A 21429-nucleotide genomic window follows, 5' to 3' on the forward strand; every position below is an offset into this window, starting at 1 on the left:
ACGACTCCTGAGAGTGCCGCTCAGGCACCGGTCAACGCGCCGGAACGCTCGTGGTCGGGGCGGTGGTGTCCGGTTCCTGCGTGGGCGACGTCTCGTCGTTCTGCGGGAACAGGAAGTCCAGCGGCCCGCTGCGGGTAGGCGTGGGCGAGGTGGTCGACGGCTCCGTCGACGGTTCGCTGGTGCGCGACTCCGGGGTGCGCGAGACGGAGGGCTCCGGCGTGGTCTCCGTGGTCCGACGCTCCTCCACCTGCCGACGCTGCTGCTCGTTGACCGTCGGCGGCGCCACGCCGTAGAAGGAGGTGGTGAAGCCGTAGAGGGTCACCGAGGCGAAGAAGGCGACGATCAGCAGCACTGTCGTGGTGCGCATCTTGGTGTGGTAGACGTGGCCGATCCGGGTCCACAGCCGTTGCCACCGCGTCGGTTCGACGTCGGACTCCTCCTTGGCGGCCTTGGCGATGGCCGCCATCTGGTCGGTGGTGAGCAGGCCGTCCTCGTCCAGACCGTCCTGATCCTGCGTCGGCTGCAGATCGTCGCCCATCATGCTTCGCCCGCCGATTCCGCGGGCATCTTCGCCGCGACCGTGATGCCGCTGCGCGCCAAGCCCTGCACGATGCGTACGCGCAGCGCGCGGCTGACGTCGAACTGCTTGCCGGGCAGGGTCCGCGCCACCATGCGAACGGTCAGCGAGTCCAGCTCCAGGTTGGTCACGCCGAGCGGCGCCGGGGCGTCCAGCAGCAGGCGATGCCAGTGCGGATCCCGGTAGAAGGCCTTGCCGACCGCGGTGAGCGTCTCGTTGACGACGGTGATGTCCGCGTCGGCGGGCACCGGGACGTCGACCACGGCGCGCGCCCATTCGCGGGACAGATTGTTGACCTTGAGGATCTGCCCGTTGGGCACGATGATCATCTCGCCGTCGCTGGTGCGCAGCCGGGTGACGCGCAGGGTCACGTCCTCCACCGTGCCCTCGGCGACCGATGCGCTGGTGATGGTCAGGTTCACCACGTCTCCGTAGCCGTACTGTCGTTCGGCGACGATGAAGAAGCCGGCCAGGACGTCCTGCACGATGCGTTGGGCGCCGAAGCCGAGGGCTGCGCCGACCACTGCGGACGGACCCACCAGTGCGCTGAAGCGCACTCCGAAGACCGACAGGATGTGCAGCACCACGACCACCGCGATCATCGCGATGACGGTCCAGACCACCACGTCGACCAGCGCGCGCTGATGCTTGGCGTCCTCGGACTGCACGATCGCGTCCGAGCGGTGGAACCGCTTGTCCACTCGCAGGTCGTACCGGTCACCGATCCATCGGACGAACCGGACCAGCAGGATGCCGCCCAGGATCCAGATCAGGATGTTCAACCCCTTGGTGGCCAGCCACTCCTCCAGGAAGTTGGTCCACTGGGGCAGTCCGAGTCGGGTGGTCAGATATTCGACGTCACCGCTAGCCGCGAGTAGCAGGTCAGGCCTCTCCGTCGTTCATCCGCCACCGGATGCCGGCCTCGATGAACTCGTCGAGATCGCCGTCGAGCACCGCGGTGGGGTTGTTGCCTTCGACGTTGGTGCGCAGATCCTTGACCATCTGGTACGGGTGTAGGACGTACGAACGCATCTGGTTGCCCCAGCTGGAGCCGCTGTCGCTCTTGAGTGCGTCGAGCTGCGCGCGCTCCTCCTGGCGCTTGCGCTCGAGCAGTTTCGCGGCGAGCACGCGCATGGCGGACGCCTTGTTCTGCAGCTGGCTCTTCTCGTTCTGACAGGTCACGACGATGCCGGTCGGGATGTGCGTGAGGCGCACCGCCGAGTCGGTGGTGTTGACCGACTGTCCACCCGGACCCGACGACCGGTAGACGTCGACCTTCACTTCGTTCTCGTCGATGTCGATGTGGTCGGTGGTCTCCACCACCGGCAGCACCTCGACCTCGGCGAACGACGTCTGGCGTCGGCCCTGGTTGTCGAACGGGCTGATGCGCACCAGGCGGTGCGTGCCCTGCTCCACCGACAGGGTGCCGTACATGTACGGCGCCTTGACGACGAAGGTCGCGGACTTGATGCCGGCTTCTTCGGCGTAGCTGGTGTCGTAGACCTCGACGCCGTAACCGTGCTGCTCGGCCCAGCGGATGTACATGCGCATCAGCATCTGCGCCCAGTCGGCGGCGTCGATGCCGCCTGCGCCGGACCGGATGTTCACCACGGCCTCGCGCTCGTCGTACTCGCCGGCCAGCATGGTCTTGACTTCCATGGCCTCGATGTCGGCGCGCAGCGATGCCCGCTCGGCGTCGGCGTCGGCCTGCGCGGCGGTCTGCGCCTCGCCCTCCTCCATCTCGACGAGCTCGTAGAGGACCGGCAGGTCCTCGAGCCGCGACCGCAGCTCGGTGACGCGCCGCATCTCGGACTGCGCGTGCGAGAGGCGGCTGGTGACCTGCTGGGCGTGATCCTGGTCGTTCCACAGCTCCGGATCGGAGGCCTGCATCTCGAGTTCGGCGATGCGGCTGCGCAGCTCGTCGAGATCCATCACCTTCTCGACCGTGGTGAGGGTGGTGTTCAGCGATTCCAGATCAGCGACGACTTCGGGGTGCACAGCATGTCAGCCTACCGACCCGCGGCGCGATCACGCTTCCAAGGTGCCGAACCGCCAGGTGGTGGCCGTCTTACCCGGCTTGTAGACCACCGGACGCTCCTCGCCGATGAACGGATCGGCGGCCTCGGCCGGGAGGGCGAGGGTGGTGTACACCTCGGTCGGCGCGGTATCGGGACCGATGATGGTGCCCGAGACGGTGAAGTAGGCCTGCCCGCTCTTGTCGGCGTCCCCGCGACCGCTCACGCCGGTGATGGTCAGCGTCCCGCTCGCGTACCCGGAGGCACCCGACACCGGGCCGCCGGCCCGTCGCGTGCGGCCGATGAACAACGAAGCGATCGTCGCGGCGATCAGCAGAATGAACACGACGGTGATCCAGGACGGCATGGGACTACCCTAGGCGATCATGGACTCGATCCCCGCCACTGAGAGCATCGCGGCCGATCTTCAGTTGGCCCTGGACCTGGCGGACGCCGCCGATCGCCTCACCGCCGATCGGTTCGGCGCGCTCGACTTGCAGGTGGACGACAAGCCCGACCTGACCCCGGTCACCGACGCCGACCTGGCCTGCGAGCGCCTCGTGCGCGAGCTGCTGGCCACCCACCGCCCCGCCGACGCGGTGCTGGGCGAGGAGTTCGGCGGCGACGCGGCGCTGACCGGGCGGCAGTGGATCATCGACCCGATCGACGGCACCAAGAATTTCGTGCGCGGCGTGCCGGTGTGGGCCACGCTGATCGCCCTGCTGCACGACGGCGTGCCCGTGGTCGGCGTGATCAGCGCACCGGCCCTCGGGCGGCGCTGGTGGGCCTCGGCCGGGGGCGGGGCCTTCGCCTCGGTCGACGGCGGCGCCCCGCGGCCGCTGGCGGTGTCCGCCGTGCCCGCGCTCGGCTCGGCGTCGTTGGCCTTCTCCAGCCTGTCCGGATGGGCCGATCGCGGCCTCCGGGATCGCTTCGTGGATCTGACCGATCAGGTGTGGCGGGTCCGCGGCTACGGCGACTTCTGGAACTACTGCCTGGTGGCCGAGGGCGCGGTCGACATCGCCGCCGAACCGGAGGTGTCCCTCTGGGACCTCGCACCCCTGGACATCCTGGTGCGCGAGGCCGGCGGCAGCTTCACCGCACTCGACGGGACCGCCGGCCCGGCCGGCGGCAGCGCCGTGGCCAGCAACGGACTGCTGCACGACGATGTCCTCCGGGCCCTGCGTACCTGACTCCCTGGGCCAAAGCCCCCTCTTGGTTGCAAACGCTCGGATCCAGGCCGCCCGCGGACTAGCGTGGCCCTCGGACCCACGGCCCGCCGCGACCACCCCGCGGCATACGCGTTAGGAGCGACATGACCCAGAACGACGTCAAGATGATCATGCTGTCGACCGAGGACCTCGATGCTTCGGTCGACTTCTACACCCAGACCCTGGGTTTCACTCTGAAGTTCCGCGACGGCACGCACTTCGCCGCCCTGGACGGCAACGGGATCACCCTGGCCCTGGCCACCGAGGTGGACCACCCGATTCCGGGCAAGGTGGTGGTCGGTATCAAGACCGACGACGTCGACGCGGCCGCCGAAGCCGCCGTCGCCGCCGGTGGCGGCCTGGTGACGGCCCCGTACGACGACGCGCACGAGCGTCGCGCCGTGGTGTACGACAGCCAGGGCAACGGCCTCGTCTTCTACAAGTCGTTGGGCCGCTGACCCACTGAACAAAAGTTTCATGTCCCCGGAGGCACCGCTGAGGTGCCTCCGGGGACATGAAACTTTCCGGTGTCAGAACTCCCGGGAGGCACCCGGTTCGATGACCACGAATTCGGTGCACGCGGGCTTCATCTCCGCCAGGCGCGCGTTGTGAATGCCGCGACCGGCGTCCGAGACCACCGCCTGGTGGATCGGGAAGGCGCGGCGCGGGGCCGCCCCGCGCAGATAGTCGACGGCCTCGCTCAGCTTCATCCACGGCGCGGCCGCGGGCAGGGCGAGGACGTCGATCTCCTCGAACGGGATGTACAGGCTGTCGCCCGGGTGCATGAACGCCCCCGGACGGTCGGGCGTGTCCAGGATGTACACCGTGTTGTCGACCACCGGCAGTTCCGGATGGATCACCGCGTGCCGACCACCGGTACCGCGCACGGTGACCGTACCGACCTGGAACGTTCCACCCGGCGCCTGCACCGCCCACTGCCCCATCGAGCCGTCGGCGTTCAGTTGCGCCGCTGTCTGCGGATCGGCGTAGAGGACCGCCGCCGGGTTGGCGGCGACCAGCGCGGGCAGCTTCGCCACATCGGCGTGATCGGGGTGCTGGTGGGTCACCAGAATCGCGTCGAGACCGGCGAGCCCTTCGAACCCGGACGAGAAGTTGCCCGGGTCGAACAGGATCCGCGCCCCGGCGACCTCCACCAGCACGCACGAATGACCGAACGAAGTGATCAACATGTCAGGCGCTGAGCGCGCGACCGTCCGAGTCGGGGAGCTTGCGGATCACGATGAGGATGAAGTCGATGATCGACCAGATCCCCAATCCGCCGCAGGTCAGCAGCTTGGCGACGCCGAGACCGGTGTACCCGAGGTAGAACCGGTCCACGCCGAGTCCGCCGACGAACAGCGACAGCAGCATGGTGACGAGCCACTCGCGGCTGGAGAACAGTCCGGGGATCGCGCCGGCCTGGAACCAGTTGCCGCCGCTCACGTCGCGAATCTGGGTGGTCGAACGCACCCGACCGTCCAGCGAGTAGGCCTGTAGATCCTGGACTGAGAGCGGGCCCACCTCCTGGCCGTTGACCACTGCGATGTAGCTGCCGCTGACGGGATTGGCCTGGCCCGGGTACGGCTGGCCCTGCGGTGCGCCGTAGGGCTGCCCCTGCGGAGCACCGAACTGCGGCTGCCCCTGGGGAGCCCCGTAGGGCTGGCCCTGGGGAGCGCCGTACGGCTGACCCTGCGGCGAGCCTTGGCCGTAGTCGGGCTGTTGTCCGGGCTGGCCTGAGTTGGGCGGCGTGTTCGGAGGTTGTGTCATGGGTCATACAGTAGAACGGCCCACGACGATTGTCGTCGCGAGACTCGCTATCGACATCCTCCTTACCGCAAAGTAAGGTAACTTCTTACCGCGGAGTAAGATTCCGTTGCGAACCCGGATCACACCGTCCGACGTCGAGAGAGTGCAGGCCATGACCGAAAAGACCCAACCCCGCGACACCACGTCCGTCGGCGCACAGGCGCACAAGCGCACGCCGATCGGCACCGCGATGCGCGCGCTCACCGCTATCACCGGCTCCGATTTCGCGGCCAAGTACAAGCTTCGCGAGCCACTGAACCGGGTCGCGTACGAGGCCACCAAGTCGGGCTTCAAGACGTTGGGCGCCGCCAACCGCGCCTTCGCACAGGCCTCCGGCGGCGCCGATCCGCAGCGCCCCGCCGTGAGCCCCAAGGGCTACTTCAACCTGAATCCGGACGAAGAGCAGGCGATGATCGCCGAGACCGTCCGTGATTTCGCGACCGAGATCCTCCGTCCGGCCGCCTACGACGCCGACAACGCCGCGACCGCACCGGAAGAGATCGTGGCCCGCTCCGCGGAACTCGGCATCACGATGATCAACGTGCCCGAGGCTTTCGACGGCGCCGCCGACGAGCGCAGCGTCGTCACCAACGCACTCGTCGCCGAGGCGATGGCCTACGGCGACATGGGCCTGGCCCTGCCGCTGCTGGCCCCGAGCGGCGTGGCCACCACGCTGACCAACTTCGGCAGCGACGCCCAGCAGAAGACCTACCTGCCCGACTTCGCCGGAGAGAGCGTGCCGGCCTCGGCCGTCGTCATCGCCGAGCCGTGGCCGCTGTTCGACGCGTTCGCGCTGCGCACCAAGGCCACCCGCGTGCCCAGCGGCTACCGCCTGACCGGCGTCAAGTCGTTCGTGCCGAACGCGGGCAGCGCCGAACTGTTCCTGGTCGGCGCGATGCTCGACGGCCGCCCCGCCCTGTTCATCGTCGAGTCGGACACCACCGGTGTCTCGGTGGAGGCCGACCCGGGCATGGGCCTGCGCGCCGCCGGGATGGGCCGCCTGGTGCTCGACAACGTCGCGGTGCCCGCGCACGCCATCGTCGGCGGCGAAGAGGGCGATCCGGCCGTCAACGCCTACAGCGACGTGGTCCGCCTGTCCCGCCTCGGCTGGTCGGCGCTGGCCGCAGGCACCGCCAAGGCCGTCCTCGACTACGTGATCCCCTACGTCAACGAGCGTGAAGCCTTCGGCGAGCCCATCTCCAACCGCCAGGCCGTGGCCTTCATGGTCGCCACCATGGCCACCGAGGTGGACTCGATCCGCCTGGTGATGCTGCGCGGCGCCTCGCGCGCCGAGCAGGGCCTGTCGTTCGCCCGCGAGGCCGCGCTGGCCCGCAAGCTGACCATCGACAAGGGCCTGCAGATCGGCCTCGACGGCATCCAGCTGCTCGGCGGCCACGGCTTCACCAAGGAGCACCCGGTGGAGCGGTGGTACCGCGACCTCCGCGGCGCCGGCATCGGCGAGGGCATCGTCGTCCTCTGACGGGCGACGAGCGATAGGAAGAACTGATCCCATGGCAATCAACCTCGAACTCCCGAAGAAGTTCAACGCGCACATCGACCAGGCCCGCCAGGCCGGCCTGCAGGTGTTCCGCCCGATCTCCCGCAAGTACGACAGCGCCGAGCACGAATACCCGGTGGAACTGGACACCCTGGCGGCACTCTACGACGGCCTCGCCGAAGCCGGTCAGGCCGGCGCCGGCGCCGCGGGCGGCCGCGGCGACGAGGGCAAGAAGCGACCGGAGGGCTACAACGCCAACGGCGGCAACATGCAGTCGATCATCAACTCGATGGAAGCCTCCTACGGCGACGTCGGCCTGATGCTGTCGATTCCCTACCAGGGCCTCGGCAACGCCGCGATCGCCGCGGTGGCCACCGACGAGCAGCTCGAAGCCTTCGGCAAGGTGTGGGCCGCCATGGCCATCACCGAGCCGAGCTTCGGTTCCGACTCGGCCGCGGTGACCGCCACCGCCACCCTCGACGGCGACGAGTACGTGCTCAACGGCGAGAAGATCTTCGTCACCGCCGGCTCGCGGGCCACCCACATCGTGGTCTGGGCGTCGGTCGACAAGAGCCTGGGCCGCGCCGCCATCAAGAGCTTCGTGGTCCCGCGCGAGCACCCGGGCGTCACCATCGCCCGCCTGGAGGAGAAGCTCGGCATCCGCGCCTCCGACACCGCGGTGATCGTCTTCGACAACTGCCGCATCCCCAAGGCGAACCTGCTGGGCTCCCCCGAGGTGGACGTCAAAAAGGGCTTCGGCGGCGTGATGCAGACCTTCGACAACACGCGTCCGATGGTGGCGGCCATGGCCGTCGGCGTCGCTCGCGCGTCGCTGGAGGAACTGCGGGCGGTGCTGGAGAAGGCCGGCCTGACGATCGACTACGACCGTCCGGCCAGCGATCAGCCCGCCGCGGTCGCCGAGTTCATCCGTCTCGAGTCCGACTGGGAGGCCGCGTACCTGATGACGCTGCGCGCCGCCTGGATGGCCGACAACAAGATGCCGAACTCGCTGGAAGCCTCGATGAGCAAGGCCAAGGCCGGCCGGACCGGCACCGACGTGACCAACAAGGCCGTCGAGCTGGCAGGCACCGTCGGCTACTCCGAGCGGTCCCTGCTGGAGAAGTGGGCGCGCGACTCGAAGATCCTGGACATCTTCGAGGGCACGCAGCAGATCCAGCAGCTGATCATCGCGCGGCGCGTGCTGGGCAAGTCCAGTTCCGAGCTGAAGTAGCCACGCGATCGACGAACGACGAGCCCCGCTCCATCGGAGCGGGGCTCGTCGCATCGGTGACCCCGTTGTGCTGAGCACCACTTCTGCAGTACCGTCCAGTAGCACAGTGAAACACACCTGTTTCACTGCGGGCTGGCGTGCCCGTCATCAACAGTTCAAGGAATCCGTGACGTGAAGAATCCACTCCGCGCGGCGACGGCGGTCGGGGCCGCCGCCGCGCTCGCCCTGGGCCTGCTCACGCCCACGGCCGCGGCCGAGCCGCCCACCCCGCGTTCCCGCACGCAGCAGGTGCCGGTGGCCCCCGCTCCGCCGGTGGCCCTCCCCCAGGAACTGGACCGCGGCTTCTTCGAGCCGCCCGCGCGCGTGCTGGCCGCGACCGAACCCGGCGACATCATCGCCGCGCGCCGGATCAATGCGGCCACGCTGGGCCTGGTGCCGATGAACGTCGACGCCTGGCAGCTGTCGTACCGGTCGACGAATTCCCGCAACCAGCCGATCGGTGCGGTCACCACCCTGCTCAAGCCGCGCGGGAAGTCGAAGGGGCCGCGCAAGGTGGTCTCCATGCAACTGGCCGAGGATTCGACGGCCGGCTACTGCGCGCCGTCGTACGCGCTGCAGCAGTGGTCGGCCGCGGCCGCCCTCGGCCAGCAGGTGATTCCGGGCGAGATGATCATCGCCCAGGGCATGCTGGCGCAGGGCTGGGCGCTGTCGATCCCCGACCATCAGGGACCCAAGCACGCCTACGCCGCCGGGCCGCTGGGCGCGCGGATCACGCTCGACGGCCTGCGCGCGGCCAAGCACTTCGCGCCCGTCGGGATCGACGAGGCGTCACCGATGGCGATGTACGGCTACTCGGGCGGGGCCATCGTGACCGGTCACGCCGCCGAGTTGAAGCAGACCTATGCGCCGGAACTGAACATCGTGGGCGCGGCCGAGGGAGGGGTCCCGGCCGACCTGAAGGTGGTGTTGAACGCCGCGCAGAACGGCGCGACGAGCGGACTGATCCTGGCGGCGGTCCTCGGCCTGAGCCGCGAGTACCCGGAGTTCGACCGCTTCCTGCAGCGACGCCTCAACCCCGAGGGCCGGGCCCTGATGGCCATCAAGGGACCGCTCTGCGTGGGCCATCAGGCGATGACCCTCCCCTTCCTCAACAACAAGGGCTTCATCGGGTGGCCCGGCGACCCCGTCGACGCCCCCGCGGTCCGCAAGGTGCTCGACGACACGCGCATGGGCAAGGCCGTGCCGGACATGCCGATGTACATCTGGAACGCGCAGCTCGACGAGATCATCCCGGTGAGCCAGGTGAACACGCTGGTGAAGACCTACTGTCGCGACCCGAAGGCGTCGATCACCTACACCCGCGATCACCTGTCCGAGCACCTGATCGGCGAGGTCGCCGGAGCCCCGCCGGCCATCCTGTGGCTCAGGGACCGGCTCAACGGCACACCGACCACGCCGGGTTGCACCGTGCGCGACGAGCTCACGATGACCTCCGACGCGAAGTGGTGGCCCACGTTCACTGACGCCGTCGGTACGAATATCGCGTCGCTCTTCGGCGCCGCGATCGGACACGGAAAGTGAGCGCTCGCGCCACGTAATCTGGTGGTCGTGAGTGAAGATCGTGTCTACCGGGGGCAAGCCGTCGGCGACCGTCGCCGAGACCGCCGGGAGCGGTTTCTGGCGGCGGCCGTCGAGGTCTTCGGCACCCAGGGGTACGCGAGCAGTTCGGTCCCGCAGGTGTGCCGGGCGGCCGGACTGTCGACGCGCCAGTTCTACCAGGAGTTCACCGACCGCGAGCACCTGCTGCGCACCCTGTACGACCAGTTGCAGGACCGCACCATGGCCGAGGTCAACGCCAAGGTCCTCGAGCGCATCGCCGCCGGCGATCAGCTCGACGGCATCCTCGACGCCGGCGTGCGGGCCTTCCTCGCGGTGTATCACGACGACGCGCGGCTGGTCCGCATCAACTTCATCGACGTGGTCGGCGTCAGCAGTGCCTTCGAAGAGCACCGCCAGCTTCGTCGTGCCCAGTGGGGCGAATTACTACGGGCGGCCGCCGAGGTGGGCGCCGAGGGCGGGTTGACCATCTCCACGGCGAGCCCGCTGCAGTGGGCGGCCTATATCGGCGCGGTGAACGCGGCCATCGTCGAACGCACGCTGGACCCGTCGATCACCGAGACCGACGTGGTCGATGCGATGCGCACGCTACTGCGCCCGGGGATCCTGGGCGCAGCAGACGTGAACTAGTCTGCCGTCGGCGGAGCCGCACTCAGTCTTCCGTCGGCGGAGCGAGCTGCTCGACGAGGGCTTCCAGCACCGCGGGATCCTCGATGGTCGACGGCACCGCGTAGTCCTCGCCGTCGACGATCTGGCGCATGGTCTTGCGCAGAATCTTGCCGGAGCGGGTCTTGGGCAGCGCCTGCACCACCGTCACGTCGCGGAACGTGGCCACGGCGCCGATCTCGTCGCGCACCAGCTTCACCAGTTCGCTGCGGAGGGTGTCCTCGGCGGTGTCGACGCCGGCCTTGAGCACGATGTAACCGCTGGGACGCTGCCCCTTGAGATCGTCGTGGATGCCGACCACTGCGCACTCGGCCACGGCCGGGTGACTGGCAACGACGGCCTCGATGCTGCCGGTGGACATCCGGTGACCGGCCACGTTGATCACGTCGTCGGAGCGGCCCAGGACGAAGACGTAGCCGTCGTCGTCGACGTAGCCGGAGTCGCCGGTCAGGTAGTAGCCCGGGAAGGTGTTCAGGTACGACGTGCGGTAGCGCTCCTCGTCGCGCCACAGCCCGGCGAGCGTGCCCGGCGGCAGCGGCAGCCGCACCACGATGTTGCCCTCGGAGCCGGCCGGCACCGGGGCGCCCGCGCCGTCGACGATCTCCACGCGGTAGCCGGGCACCGGCACGCTCGGCGAACCGGCCTTGATCTCCATCTGCTCCAGACCTCGCAGGTTGGCGACGATCGCCCAGCCCGTCTCGGTCTGCCACCAGTGGTCCACCACCGGGACGCCCAGCTTCTCCGACGCCCAGAAGAAGGTGTCCGGGTCCAGTCGCTCACCGGCGGCGTAGAGGGTGCGCAGGCTCGAGATGTCGTACTTGGCCAGTTCGCGTGCGTCCGGATCGGCCTTGCGGACGGCGCGGATCGCGGTGGGCGCGGTGAACAGTGCGACGGCGCCGTGTTCGCTGATCACGCGCCAGAAGGCGCCGGCGTCCGGGGTGCCGACCGGCTTGCCCTCGTACATGATCGTCGTGGCGCCGACCAGGAGCGGGCCGTAGACGATGTAGGAGTGCCCCACCACCCAGCCCACGTCGGAAGCCGTCCACCAGACCTCGCCGGGTGAGACGTCGTAGACGTTCTTCATCGACCAGGTCAGCGCGACGGCGTGGCCGCCGTTGTCGCGGACCACGCCCTTGGGCTTACCGGTGGTGCCCGAGGTGTAGAGGATGTACAGCGGATCGGTGGCCGCGACCGGCACCGGGCCGACCGGGGTGGCCGCCGCGCTCACCTCGTCGAAGTCCAGCCAGCCGTAGTCGGCGGCACTGCCGGTCACCTCGGGGCGGTCCTTCACGATGACGGTCGACGGCGCCGTGGCCGACAGTTCCAGCGCGGCCTGCACCATCGGCAGGTACTCGACGGTGCGGCCGGGCTCGAGTCCTCCCGACGCGGTCACGATGGCGACCGGTTCGGCGTCGTCGATCCGGGTGGCGAGCTCGGGTGCGGCGAAACCGCCGAAGACCACCGAGTGCACCGCGCCGATACGCGCGCAGGCGAGCATGGCGATCGCCGCTTCCGGGATCATCGGCATGTAGATGATGACGCGGTCGCCCTTGCCCACACCGCGTTCGGTGAGTGCGCCGGCGAAGGCCGCCACGGCGTCGAGCAGTTCCGCATAGGTATAGGTGCGCTGCTGCCCGGTCATCGCCGAGTCCCAGATGAGGGCGGCGCGATCGCCGTGCCCGGCCTGCACGTGCCGGTCCAGCGCGTTGGCGGAGGTGTTCAGCATCGCGCCGGGGAACCAGCGGTAGATCGGCGGGTTGGAGGCGTCGAGCGCCTGCTCCGGCGGCGTCAGCCAGTCCACCGCCTTCGCGGCATCGAGCCAGAAGCCCTCCGGGTCGTCGATGCTGCGAGTGAATTCGTCGTTGTATGCGCCCACGTGCCTACGGTAACGATCCGCGCTGGTGTCGGCGGTCACTTTCCCCGTGTGTACCGCCTCACAATCACCGACTTTTTGGTCACGAACAGATAACGACGACACGCCGACGATGACCAGGAACGACGCCGATTTCGTCGCACCGACGCCGGAACGCGGCAGTGCGGTGCGTCACAAACACGGGCGTGACCTTTGCTTTCCGATCTCGTAGCGTCGTCGTCGGTCCGAAATCGCCAGGGAAATCGCCCCGGCGAGACTTAGGAGGAATTACCTTGAGCTTCACCAAGATCGCGACGCGCGCCGTCATCACCGGCGCCCTCACCCTGGTCCCGATGGCGGCTGTGGCCGGCAACGCTTCGGCGCAGTCCCACAACTGGGACGCCGTGGCCGGCTGCGAGTCCGGCGGCGACTGGGCGATCAACACGGGCAACGGCTACTACGGCGGCCTGCAGTTCTCGCTGCCGACCTGGCAGTCGCACGGCGGCTCCGGCATGCCCCACCAGGTGAGCCGTGAGGAGCAGATCCGCGTCGCCGAGAACGTGCTGCAGACGCAGGGCGTCGGCGCGTGGCCGACCTGCGGCGGTCTGCTGTACTCCTGATCTGCCGCACCTGAACTACCCCGCCCCTGGGGCTGCTCGAACCGCACAGTCGGTTCGGTCGGCCCCAGAGTCGTTTCCACCCGGCGTCGCATCAACCCCAGTTGCGCGCCTGCTCCACGACGAAGCCGATGAAGATCACCAGCGTGCCGCCCACCTCGCCGATGATCAGCGCGATGGTGGCGGCGGTCAGCCCGCGGTCGGCCGGGTGGTACTGATTCGTGGTGTCCTGGCGCCAGCCGTGCAGGCAGTAGGCCGCGATGGCCCCGACGAAGAAGGCCACGACCACCGCGAGCGCGACGATGTTGACCCAGCTCGGCCAGGCGCTGAACTGCACGAACGGTGCCAGCATGACGGTCGCGAGGGCGTACATGAGGGCCGCCCCGTGGGCGATGTCGACGTAGACGTGCGCCTGCCCCACCGGGCTCCTACTGATCTGAACGAACTTCCAGACCCCCAGTAGCAGCGCCCAGAGGAAGATCAGCCCGCCGGCGATGAGGGCGATTTGCGTCGACGATTCCAGTTGCACGGTCCCACCGTAGCCCGCGGCCGGCCCTCGGACTCGGCCGCCCAGTCACGCCCAATTAGGCTAGGATAAGTACATATCCGCAGTTCAACGCCAGTTTAGGGTAGACAACTCTTGCTAGCGCATAGAGCCTTCCCGGCCTAACGTGAAGGGCATGAAGATGAATGAGGAACTCGAACACGCATTCAGCAAGCAGATCACCCTGGAGTTCGAGTCGGCGATGCTGTACCGCCAGCTCGCCATCGAATTCGAGCTGAAGGACCTGCCGGGCTTCGCCACCTGGATGAAGGTCCAGGCCGCCGAGGAGCTCACGCACGCCGACCGACTGATCAAGCACCTCCTCGATCGCGACAACCACCCGGTGATCGGCGACATCAGCGTCGGGTCGATCAAGATCGACGGCATCGGCGATGCCTTCGAGATCGCACTCAAGGCCGAGGAAACCGTTTCGGAGTCGATCCGCGGCCTGTACCGCCTGGGCCAGGAGACCGGCGACATCGACTCCCGCCCGGTGATCGACTGGTTCATCGCCGAGCAGGTGGAGGAAGAAGCCACCGTGCGCGAGATCATCGGCCGTATCAAGCTGATCGACGGCGACGGCTCGGGCATCCTGCGCCTCGACGCCGAACTCGGCGCCCAGGCCTGACGCGCCCGCGGCACCGACGGATGCAAAGAAACCCGCACTGTTTCCAGTGCGGGTTTCTTCGTTGGTAGCGGGGGCAGGATTTGAACCTACGACCTCTGGGTTATGAGCCCAGCGAGCTACCGAGCTGCTCCACCCCGCGTTGCAAGAGGTAACACTACACAGGGCGGCGCGGGACACGAAACCGGCTGGCCAGAGGCTCGAATCCGCTCCGGGAAGAACGTCGTGCACACCCAGGATCGACCCCCGCCTGACCGCCGCCGTCCGGTGCAGTCACCAGGCGACTGCACTAGACGGCAGAGTGCTGCCGAGTGGAAGCTCAACAGTCTCGCTGACCCGCACAGAAAAAGGCCCCCGACCGGAGATCCGATCGGGGGCCTTTTCGTGGTAGCGGGGGCAGGATTTGAACCTACGACCTCTGGGTTATGAGCCCAGCGAGCTACCGAGCTGCTCCACCCCGCGTTGCAAGAACTACGTTACACAGGCTCATTTCGGTTCGCCAAATCGTCGACGACGACAGTAGCGGACGCCACACCTATCGCACCCGGCCCCGATTGTCCGGAAGATCGATGCCATGTGATTCTCCTCACCTATGGGCTACATTGGAAGCAGGACCGATCAACAGGAGGAGTCATGGCAACCCATTCCGTTCACGAGAACCGGGGCTGGCACCCCATGAGCATGGTCGCATTCACGATGCTGCTCGTCGGCGCGTGTTTCTCGGCGCTGTGGGTGATCACCCTGGCCGATCTGCCCGACAACAAGCCGATGAACATCGCCTACGGCATCATCGCGCTCGGGCTGCTGCTGTCGACCGCGGTGATCTTCGGCTGGCTCACCCGACACCTGCACCACTCGCCGCTGCTCCCGGACCACACCGAGGCCGAAGAGAAGCGGTACCTGGAGAAGGTTCGCGGCTCAGCATGACCCTCGAGAAGCCGGGGCTCCGACCCGAAGCGCCAGAGAGAACTGAGTAGGCAGCACGGTTTACGCCCCTTGTGAAGACGACGCGGGCCCCGCCACCCCAGAAGGCGGGACCCGCGTCGTCGTCTTTCTCCGATCAGTTCTCGAGCGACTCGTACTTCTTCACCGCGTCGTCGAGCTTCTTCAGCGCATCGCCGAGCTGACCGAGGTCACCGCTGCCCTGCGCCTTCTGCACGGCGTCGAGCGCGGCACCGAGGTCCCGCACCGCCGCGTCGCGTTCCGGTGAGCCACCCTGCTGCGGGGCCGTCGGCTGCGGCTTCTCGTCGGTCTCCGGCTTCTGCTGCGGGCCCGAAGTGGCCCCTTCACCGGCGAGCGTCGGCGTGGCCGCGCTCGGGTTGATGCCGACCTGACTCAACGCCTCGCCGACCGTCGGCGCGAAGCCCACCCGGACTCCGCCCTCGCCGGCCGCGGCGTTGTAGTACGTCAGGACGCGGTACAGCTTCGGCATGGCCGAGTCACCGGATTTGGCCTCGGTATAGATCGGCTGTGCGTACAGGAGACCGTTGCCGCCCACCGGCAGCGCCAGCAGGTTGCCGTACAACACGTTCGTGTTCTCCAGCAGCTTCAGTTCCTGCTGGACACGGGCGTTGGTCTTCATGTTCTCGCCGGCCTGCCGTGGACCGATGGTCGTGGTGTCGGTGGGCAGCGTTTTCACGGTGATCTTGCCGTAGCCGTCCGGGTCGGAGTTGGCCGTCATGTAGGCCGCCAGGTTGGGCCGGTCGAGCGCGTTCAACGCGGCCGTCAACTGGAACTGCGGGAGGTTCATCTGTCCGGGCGCCGACGCCGTGAAGTAGTACGGCGGCTGCTTGGGCCCCTCGTTGGACTCGTTCCGCGGATCCGCCGGGACCGACCAGAAGTTGTTGGCCCGGAAGAACGTCTGCGCGTCGCTGACGTGGTAGCGAGTCAACAGCGCGCGCTGCAGCTTGAACAGGTCCTCCGGGTAGCGCAGGTGCGCCTTCAGGTCGGGCTGCTTGTCGAGGTCGACCTTCGACTTCACCACGCCGGGGAAGACCTTCATCCAGGTCTTCAGCACCGGATCGGTGTCGTCGGCTTGATACAGATCCACCTTGCCGGTGTAGGCGTCGACGGTCGCCTTGACCGAGTTCCGCACGTAGGAGACGTTCTCGTTCACCTGGGTGCGGCCGGTGGTGCCGCTGTCGGCCTGCCGGGAATCGGCGGTGGCGTCCTGCAGCGACATCTGCTGCGAGTACGGGTACTTGTCCAGGGTCGTGTAGCCGTCGACGATCCACTTGATGGAGCCGTCGGCCATGACGGCCGGGTAAGTCTTGGCGTCGACGGTCAGCCACGGCGCGACCTGCTTCACGCGGTCCCGCGGGTCCCGGTTGTACAGGATGCGCGAGTTGTCGTTGAGCGCGTTGGACAGCAGGAAGTTCCGCTCGCCGTACTTGAGGGCGTACAGCAGACGCGAGCCCCAGTTGCTCAGGCTCACGCCGGAATCGGCGGTGTAGGTGTACTGCGCACCGTCGCCGTCGAACTCGCGGTCACCGTCCGAGGATCCGACGATCGCGTAGTCCGGGCTGAGGCTGCCGATGAGCTCGCCGAAGTAGATCCGCGGCTGTGTCACCTTGAACGGGGCGTTCGCCTGGAACTTCGGGTCCTTGATGGTCTGCACGTCGGCGACGATGAACACCGGCATGCCGCCGCGGTCCGACGACGAATCGCCGGACGCCTCGTCGACGGTGTTGGCCTGCGCGGCGATGAAACCGTTGCCGTGCGTGAAGACGGTGTGCTTGTTGATCCAGTTGGTCTGGTTCTCGCCGAGGCGGTTGGGATCCACCTCGCGCACCGCGACCACGAAATCGCGCTGCTGTCCGTCCACCTCGTACCGGTCCACCGCCAGCTGCGACGGGAAACCGTAGATGTTCTTGAGCGCCTGACGCTGGTAGAACGCCTTCGACAGCAGCTCCGGATCCAGGATGCGAATGTTGCTGAGCGTCGCCGCGTCGGAGTTGACCTCCGCCGGGATCGCCGGGGTGCGCGTCCAGTCGCCGTCGTAGGTCACGTCTAGGCCGTCACGGATCCGGAAGGCGTCGCGGGTGGCGTTGATGTTGCGCTGGATGTATTCGCGTTCCTTGTCGGCGGCGCTGGGCTTGACGGCGAACTGTTCCATCGCCATCGGCCAGGCCACGCCGATCACCAGCGACGACAGCAGCAGGAGCACGGCGCTGAGCGCCGGGATCCGCAGGTCGCGCAGGAAGATCGCCGAGAAGAAGGCGAGCGCGCACACGACCGCGATGACCATCAGGATGAGCTTGGACGGCAGCACGTAGTTGATGTCGGTGAACGTGGCGCCGGTGAAGATGTCGCCGCGTCGTTCACTGGTGAGCAGGTCGTAGCGGTCGAACCAGTAGGCCACGGCCTTGAGCGCGACGAACAGGCCGGCGATCACGGCGAGCTGCACGCGCGCCGGATTGCTGATGGAGCCGGTGCGGCCACCGCCGCCGAGACGGATGCCGCCGACCAGGTACTGGGTCAGCAGGTTCGCGACGAAGCCGATGCCCAGCGCCAGGAACAGCAGATCCATCACCAGGCGGGCGAACGGCAGCGTGAAGGCGTAGAAGCCCATGTCCATGCCGAACTGCGGATCGGTGATCCCGAACGACTCCCCGTTGAGGAAGGTCAGCACGGTAGCCCACGAGGCCTGCGCCACCAGACCGGCCATCACGCCGATCAGCAGCGCGGGCAGGATCCCCAGCAGGCGGGGGCGCTTGCTGATCGTCTCCCGGTAGCGCGCCAGCGGATCATTGGGTCCGGCCGCCATCACGTATTCCGGACGCGTCCGGTAGGCGAAGTAGATGCAGGCGAAGACGATCGCCCCGACCACCAGGGTGGCCACCAGGAAGATCACCACCCGCGCCGTGAGCATGGTGGACATGACCGACGAGAAGCCGAGGTCGGAGAACCACAGCCAATCGGTGATCAGGCTGACGAGCCGCGGCCCGAGGATCAGCAGAAGCAGCAGCACCACCGCCACGCCGATCAGGATCTTGCTTCTACGAGACAACGACGGCCGTCCGATAGGACTGCGCACACCCACCACGATCGTTTACTCCAATTGGGGGTCAGGGGACAGCAACGGGTACCACCTTACGCAAGCTTCCGAATCCGGCTCGGGTCACAATGGTGCCGTGACCTTCTCCCAAGCCGATCTCGGCAACGCTCTGGCGCAGTGCGCCGCCTACGCGGCAGACCTGCCGTGGGGCTCGCACGACCTGCTTTTCGCTCTCGTCCCGACCGCCGAACTGCGGTTGCAGGCACCCGATCTGGTCGGTGAGGGCGATGACGCGCCACTCAGCCCGGTGCTGCAGGAGGTCGACGACCCCTCGGTCGACACCGCCACCCTGCTGGCCGGCATCGGCTGGCCCGACGCGGTGGTCGGCACGGCACTGCTCACCGAGATCACCGTGGTGGCGCCGGACGGCGGAGACGACGACGGCCGTCGTGCGCGCCTCATCGGCGGCGCGCTGCGTACCGGTGCGCGTCTGGCGCTGCTCGACGTGCAGCCGGACGAGTCCGACGACCCCGACTCCCCCAACCACCTGCGCACCCACCCGGAGCTGGCCCCGGAGCTGCTCGACGCGCTGGCCGCCACCTTCGACGAGGTACCCACCGAAGGCTGAGCCCTGGCTCAGGGGTTCGGCGTTCAGCAGTGCGGGCGCGGCGCTCCGGTCTTGAGCGCTCCGAGCGAGTCCACGGCACTGGTCAGGGTGTCCACCTTGATCAGCTCCAGACCGTCCGGCGCATCCGTCTTGGCTTCGGCGCAGTTGGCCGCGGGCACCAGGAACGACGTCGCCCCGGCCTCCCGCGCGGCGGCCAGCTTGTGCGTGATGCCGCCGATCTGCCCCACCTCGCCGCTGGGCACGATGGTGCCGGTGCCCGCGATGAACCGGCCGTCGGCCAGGTCGTCGGGCGTCAGGTGGTCGATCACCGCGAGGGTCAGCATCAGTCCGGCCGACGGGCCGCCGATGTCGCCCACGTTGTAGGTGATCGTGACGTTCGGATCGGCGCTGACCACCTTCGGGGTCACGCCGAGGAAGCCTGCCTTCGGATCGTCCGGGCGGGTGCCGAGCGTCACGTCGATCACTTGCTCGGTGTCGTTGCGGTCGACGGTCACCGCGACCGTCGAGCCCGGCGCGAGACCGCGGATCTTCTCGTGCACCTGCTCGACGGTGGTCACCGGCTGGCCGTCGAGGGCGCGGATCACGTCGTTCACCTCGAGCTTGCCCTGGGCCGGGCTGTCGTCGGCGATCGGTCCGACCCCGACCGCCGTCGGACGCTGCAGGTAGGTCAGGGCGGCGCCGGTGGCGTTGTCCTCCGAGCTCGCCATCTGCGCGGTGTTCTGCTGCTGCACTTCCTCGTTGGAGACGCCCGCCGGGAAGTACAGTTCCCGCGGCTGCAGCTGGTAGTCGCTGGAGAACCACAGACCCAGCGCCTGGAACAGGGTGAGACCGTCGGTCAGCGACACGGTGGTCAGGTTGAGGTTGCCGCTCGGGTCGTTGTCGACGCCCCCGGTCACCGAAACCACGGGCTTGCCGTCGACCTCACCGAGGGTGTTCACCGTCGGCCCGGGGCTGAGCGCCACGTACGGCACGCGCACATTGCTGCCGAGGAGCACGAAGGCGATCAGGATGACCGCCGCGACACCGATGGTGATCAGCCGGCGACGCGAAGGGTTGAGCCTCATTCGGCCGAGGATACCGACGCCGCCGCATCCCGTCCGATCCCGGTACCGTGGTGGCATGACTGATCTGCCCTTCGGTTTCTCCTCGTCCGACGGCCGCGACGACGACGACAAGGAGCGCGCACGGCGAGAGAGCGGCGCCGGCGGCTTCGGCGGCTTCGACCCGTCCATGTTCGGCGGCGCGGCGGGCGGTGCCGGATTCGATCCGTCGCAGCTCGGCCAGATGTTCACCCAGCTGGGCCAGATGTTCAGCGGGATCGGCGCTCCGGGCGCCGCGGGTTCCGGACCGGTGAACTACGACCTCGCCGCCCGCCTGGCCCGCCAGCAGATGGGCGACTTCCGTCCCATGCTGGAGAGTGAGGAGCGCGCCGTCGCCGACGCCGTGCGCCTGGCCGAACTGTGGCTCGACGAGCAGACCGCCCTGCCGTCCGGGATCACCGTGACCCACGCGTGGACCCCCGTCGACTGGTTGGAGCAGACGCTGCCGACGTGGCGCCTGCTGTGCGATCCGATCGCGACGTCGCTGGAGACCACCTGGCAGGACGGGCTGCCCGAGGAGGCCAAGGCGATGGCCGGGCAGATGCTGTCGATGATGTCCGGGCTCGGCGGCATGATGTTCGGCAGCCAGCTGGGGCAGGGCCTCGGGCACCTCTCCACCGGCGTTCTGACCTCCACCGACATCGGCCTGCCCCTGGCCCCGGCCGGGACCGCGGCGCTGCTGCCGGAGGCGATCGCGAAGTTCGCCGAAGGCCTGGACGTGCCCGGTCAGGAGATCGTGGTGTTCCTGGCTGCTCGCGAAGCCGCCCACCAGCGCCTGTTCGCCGGCGTCGGCTGGCTGCGGCAACGGCTGCTCTCCAGCGTGGAGGACTATGCGCGCGGCATCCGCCTGGACATGAGCGGGCTGGAACAGCTCGGAGCCGGCGTCGATCCGCAGGAACTGCTCAGCAATCCCGCCAAGATGGAAGAGCTGATGAGCCAGGCGGCGGCTTTCGAGCCCGCCCTCAGCCCGGAACAGCAGGCGGCGCTCAACCGCCTGGAGACGCTGCTCGCGCTGATCGAGGGCTGGGTGGAGAACGTCGTCACCGCCGCGTTGGGCGACCGCATTCCGTCGACCGCTGCGCTCACCGAGACGATGCGTCGTCGCCGGGCCACCGGCGGACCGGCCGAGCAGACCTTCGCCACCCTCATCGGTCTCGATCTGCGACCGCGCAAGGTGCGGGAGGCCGGCGAGCTGTGGCGTCGTCTGGCGCAGGCCGTCGGCGAGTCCGGCGCTGCGGCGGGCAACGACGTCCGCGACGGTGTCTGGGCGCACCCCGACCTGCTCCCCGATTCGACCGATCTCGACGAGCCGGCCGCCTTCATCGATCGCGTGATCGGCGGCGGCACCGGAGCGTTCGACGATCCGATCGCGGAGCTCGAGCGCACCATCGAGGAAGAGCGCAAAGCGCGCGGGGACGACGACGCCTGAGCCGTCGGTCCTGAGCGGT

21 protein-coding genes and 2 tRNA genes are annotated in these 21429 nt (G+C 68.2%); 11 read left to right on the plus strand and 12 right to left on the minus strand.

Annotated elements, in window-relative coordinates:
• Nucleotides 1-31 precede the first annotated feature (31 nt).
• Genes ABD989_RS15415 through ABD989_RS15430 form a run of 4 tightly spaced genes read right to left on the minus strand, consistent with a single transcriptional unit; the run spans nt 32 to nt 2959 of the window.
• Nucleotides 32-541: an Rv3103c transmembrane domain-containing protein gene (locus tag ABD989_RS15415; RefSeq protein ID WP_246991659.1), complete on the minus strand. Its 510-nt coding sequence runs from the start codon at nt 539-541 to the stop codon at nt 32-34.
• The gene (locus tag ABD989_RS15420; RefSeq protein WP_345314170.1) at nt 538-1425 is read right to left on the minus strand and encodes a mechanosensitive ion channel family protein; all 888 of its coding nucleotides are present in this window, start codon (nt 1423-1425) and stop codon (nt 538-540) included. Before ABD989_RS15420 ends, ABD989_RS15415 begins: the two co-directional genes overlap by 4 nt.
• A gap of 34 nt (nt 1426-1459) precedes the next feature.
• The gene (gene prfB / locus ABD989_RS15425) at nt 1460-2575 is read right to left on the minus strand and encodes a peptide chain release factor 2 (RefSeq protein WP_246991660.1); all 1116 of its coding nucleotides are present in this window, start codon (nt 2573-2575) and stop codon (nt 1460-1462) included.
• Nucleotides 2576-2605: 30 nt separating this feature from the next.
• Nucleotides 2606-2959: a hypothetical protein gene (locus ABD989_RS15430; protein WP_246991662.1), complete on the minus strand. Its 354-nt coding sequence runs from the start codon at nt 2957-2959 to the stop codon at nt 2606-2608.
• A 19-nt stretch (nt 2960-2978) separates the two neighbouring features.
• Here ABD989_RS15430 and hisN point away from each other — a divergent pair, with 19 nt between their 5' ends.
• Both hisN and ABD989_RS15440 read left to right on the plus strand, forming a co-directional pair.
• Nucleotides 2979-3782: a histidinol-phosphatase gene (gene hisN, locus ABD989_RS15435; protein WP_345314152.1), complete on the plus strand. Its 804-nt coding sequence runs from the start codon at nt 2979-2981 to the stop codon at nt 3780-3782.
• A 122-nt stretch (nt 3783-3904) separates the two neighbouring features.
• The gene (locus ABD989_RS15440) at nt 3905-4258 is read left to right on the plus strand and encodes a VOC family protein (RefSeq protein WP_246991666.1); all 354 of its coding nucleotides are present in this window, start codon (nt 3905-3907) and stop codon (nt 4256-4258) included.
• A gap of 72 nt (nt 4259-4330) precedes the next feature.
• Here ABD989_RS15440 and ABD989_RS15445 read toward each other — a convergent pair whose 3' ends face one another.
• Nucleotides 4331-4990: an MBL fold metallo-hydrolase gene (locus ABD989_RS15445; protein ID WP_345314153.1), complete on the minus strand. Its 660-nt coding sequence runs from the start codon at nt 4988-4990 to the stop codon at nt 4331-4333.
• A 1-nt stretch (nt 4991) separates the two neighbouring features.
• Nucleotides 4992-5567 (minus strand): TM2 domain-containing protein, encoded by a 576-nt coding sequence (locus ABD989_RS15450; RefSeq protein ID WP_246991670.1) that lies wholly within the window; start codon nt 5565-5567, stop codon nt 4992-4994.
• Nucleotides 5568-5718: 151 nt separating this feature from the next.
• Here ABD989_RS15450 and ABD989_RS15455 point away from each other — a divergent pair, with 151 nt between their 5' ends.
• From ABD989_RS15455 to ABD989_RS15470, 4 genes are all read left to right on the plus strand, one after another.
• Nucleotides 5719-7086 (plus strand): acyl-CoA dehydrogenase family protein, encoded by a 1368-nt coding sequence (locus ABD989_RS15455; protein ID WP_345314154.1) that lies wholly within the window; start codon nt 5719-5721, stop codon nt 7084-7086.
• A gap of 31 nt (nt 7087-7117) precedes the next feature.
• On the plus strand, nt 7118-8335 hold the full coding sequence (locus ABD989_RS15460) for an acyl-CoA dehydrogenase family protein (protein ID WP_345314155.1): 1218 nt from the start codon (nt 7118-7120) through the stop codon (nt 8333-8335).
• Between the two features lie 171 nt (nt 8336-8506).
• Nucleotides 8507-9916, plus strand: a complete 1410-nt coding sequence (locus ABD989_RS15465; protein ID WP_345314156.1) for a lipase family protein — start codon at nt 8507-8509, stop codon at nt 9914-9916.
• 27 nt (nt 9917-9943) lie between these two features.
• The gene (locus ABD989_RS15470; RefSeq protein WP_246991676.1) at nt 9944-10582 is read left to right on the plus strand and encodes a TetR/AcrR family transcriptional regulator; all 639 of its coding nucleotides are present in this window, start codon (nt 9944-9946) and stop codon (nt 10580-10582) included.
• 22 nt (nt 10583-10604) lie between these two features.
• Here the strand turns inward: ABD989_RS15470 and ABD989_RS15475 are convergent, their stop codons facing one another.
• Nucleotides 10605-12494: a propionyl-CoA synthetase gene (locus tag ABD989_RS15475; RefSeq protein WP_345314157.1), complete on the minus strand. Its 1890-nt coding sequence runs from the start codon at nt 12492-12494 to the stop codon at nt 10605-10607.
• A 269-nt stretch (nt 12495-12763) separates the two neighbouring features.
• Between ABD989_RS15475 and ABD989_RS15480 the strand changes: the two genes are divergently transcribed.
• Complete coding sequence (locus tag ABD989_RS15480; protein WP_246991680.1) at nt 12764-13090, plus strand: transglycosylase family protein; 327 nt, start codon at nt 12764-12766, stop codon at nt 13088-13090.
• Nucleotides 13091-13181: 91 nt separating this feature from the next.
• Here ABD989_RS15480 and ABD989_RS15485 read toward each other — a convergent pair whose 3' ends face one another.
• A complete protein-coding gene (locus ABD989_RS15485) occupies nt 13182-13616 on the minus strand; it encodes a hypothetical protein (RefSeq protein WP_345314158.1) in 435 nt (144 codons plus the stop codon).
• Between the two features lie 151 nt (nt 13617-13767).
• Between ABD989_RS15485 and ABD989_RS15490 the strand changes: the two genes are divergently transcribed.
• Nucleotides 13768-14259 carry a ferritin gene (locus ABD989_RS15490; RefSeq protein WP_246991684.1) on the plus strand — a complete coding sequence of 164 codons (492 nt, stop codon included), beginning with the start codon at nt 13768-13770 and terminating at the stop codon, nt 14257-14259.
• 62 nt (nt 14260-14321) lie between these two features.
• On the opposite strand, the gene ABD989_RS15495 is transcribed toward ABD989_RS15490, so the two are convergent.
• Nucleotides 14322-14398 (minus strand) — tRNA-Met (locus ABD989_RS15495).
• 243 nt (nt 14399-14641) lie between these two features.
• A tRNA-Met gene (locus ABD989_RS15500) sits at nt 14642-14718 on the minus strand.
• Between the two features lie 213 nt (nt 14719-14931).
• Here ABD989_RS15500 and ABD989_RS15505 point away from each other — a divergent pair.
• A complete protein-coding gene (locus tag ABD989_RS15505; protein WP_345314159.1) occupies nt 14932-15183 on the plus strand; it encodes a hypothetical protein in 252 nt (83 codons plus the stop codon).
• Nucleotides 15184-15316: 133 nt separating this feature from the next.
• On the opposite strand, the gene ABD989_RS15510 is transcribed toward ABD989_RS15505, so the two are convergent.
• Nucleotides 15317-18301: a UPF0182 family protein gene (locus tag ABD989_RS15510; RefSeq protein ID WP_372493083.1), complete on the minus strand. Its 2985-nt coding sequence runs from the start codon at nt 18299-18301 to the stop codon at nt 15317-15319.
• 88 nt (nt 18302-18389) lie between these two features.
• Between ABD989_RS15510 and ABD989_RS15515 the strand changes: the two genes are divergently transcribed.
• Nucleotides 18390-18881, plus strand: a complete 492-nt coding sequence (locus ABD989_RS15515; RefSeq protein WP_246991698.1) for a PPA1309 family protein — start codon at nt 18390-18392, stop codon at nt 18879-18881.
• 23 nt (nt 18882-18904) lie between these two features.
• On the opposite strand, the gene ABD989_RS15520 is transcribed toward ABD989_RS15515, so the two are convergent.
• The gene (locus tag ABD989_RS15520) at nt 18905-19945 is read right to left on the minus strand and encodes a YlbL family protein (RefSeq protein WP_246991700.1); all 1041 of its coding nucleotides are present in this window, start codon (nt 19943-19945) and stop codon (nt 18905-18907) included.
• 55 nt (nt 19946-20000) lie between these two features.
• Between ABD989_RS15520 and ABD989_RS15525 the strand changes: the two genes are divergently transcribed.
• A complete protein-coding gene (locus ABD989_RS15525; RefSeq protein ID WP_246991702.1) occupies nt 20001-21410 on the plus strand; it encodes a zinc-dependent metalloprotease in 1410 nt (469 codons plus the stop codon).
• Nucleotides 21411-21429 lie beyond the last annotated feature (19 nt).

The sequence above is a fragment of the Gordonia alkaliphila genome (genome assembly GCF_039542465.1).
GTDB lineage: Bacteria > Actinomycetota > Actinomycetes > Mycobacteriales > Mycobacteriaceae > Gordonia > Gordonia alkaliphila.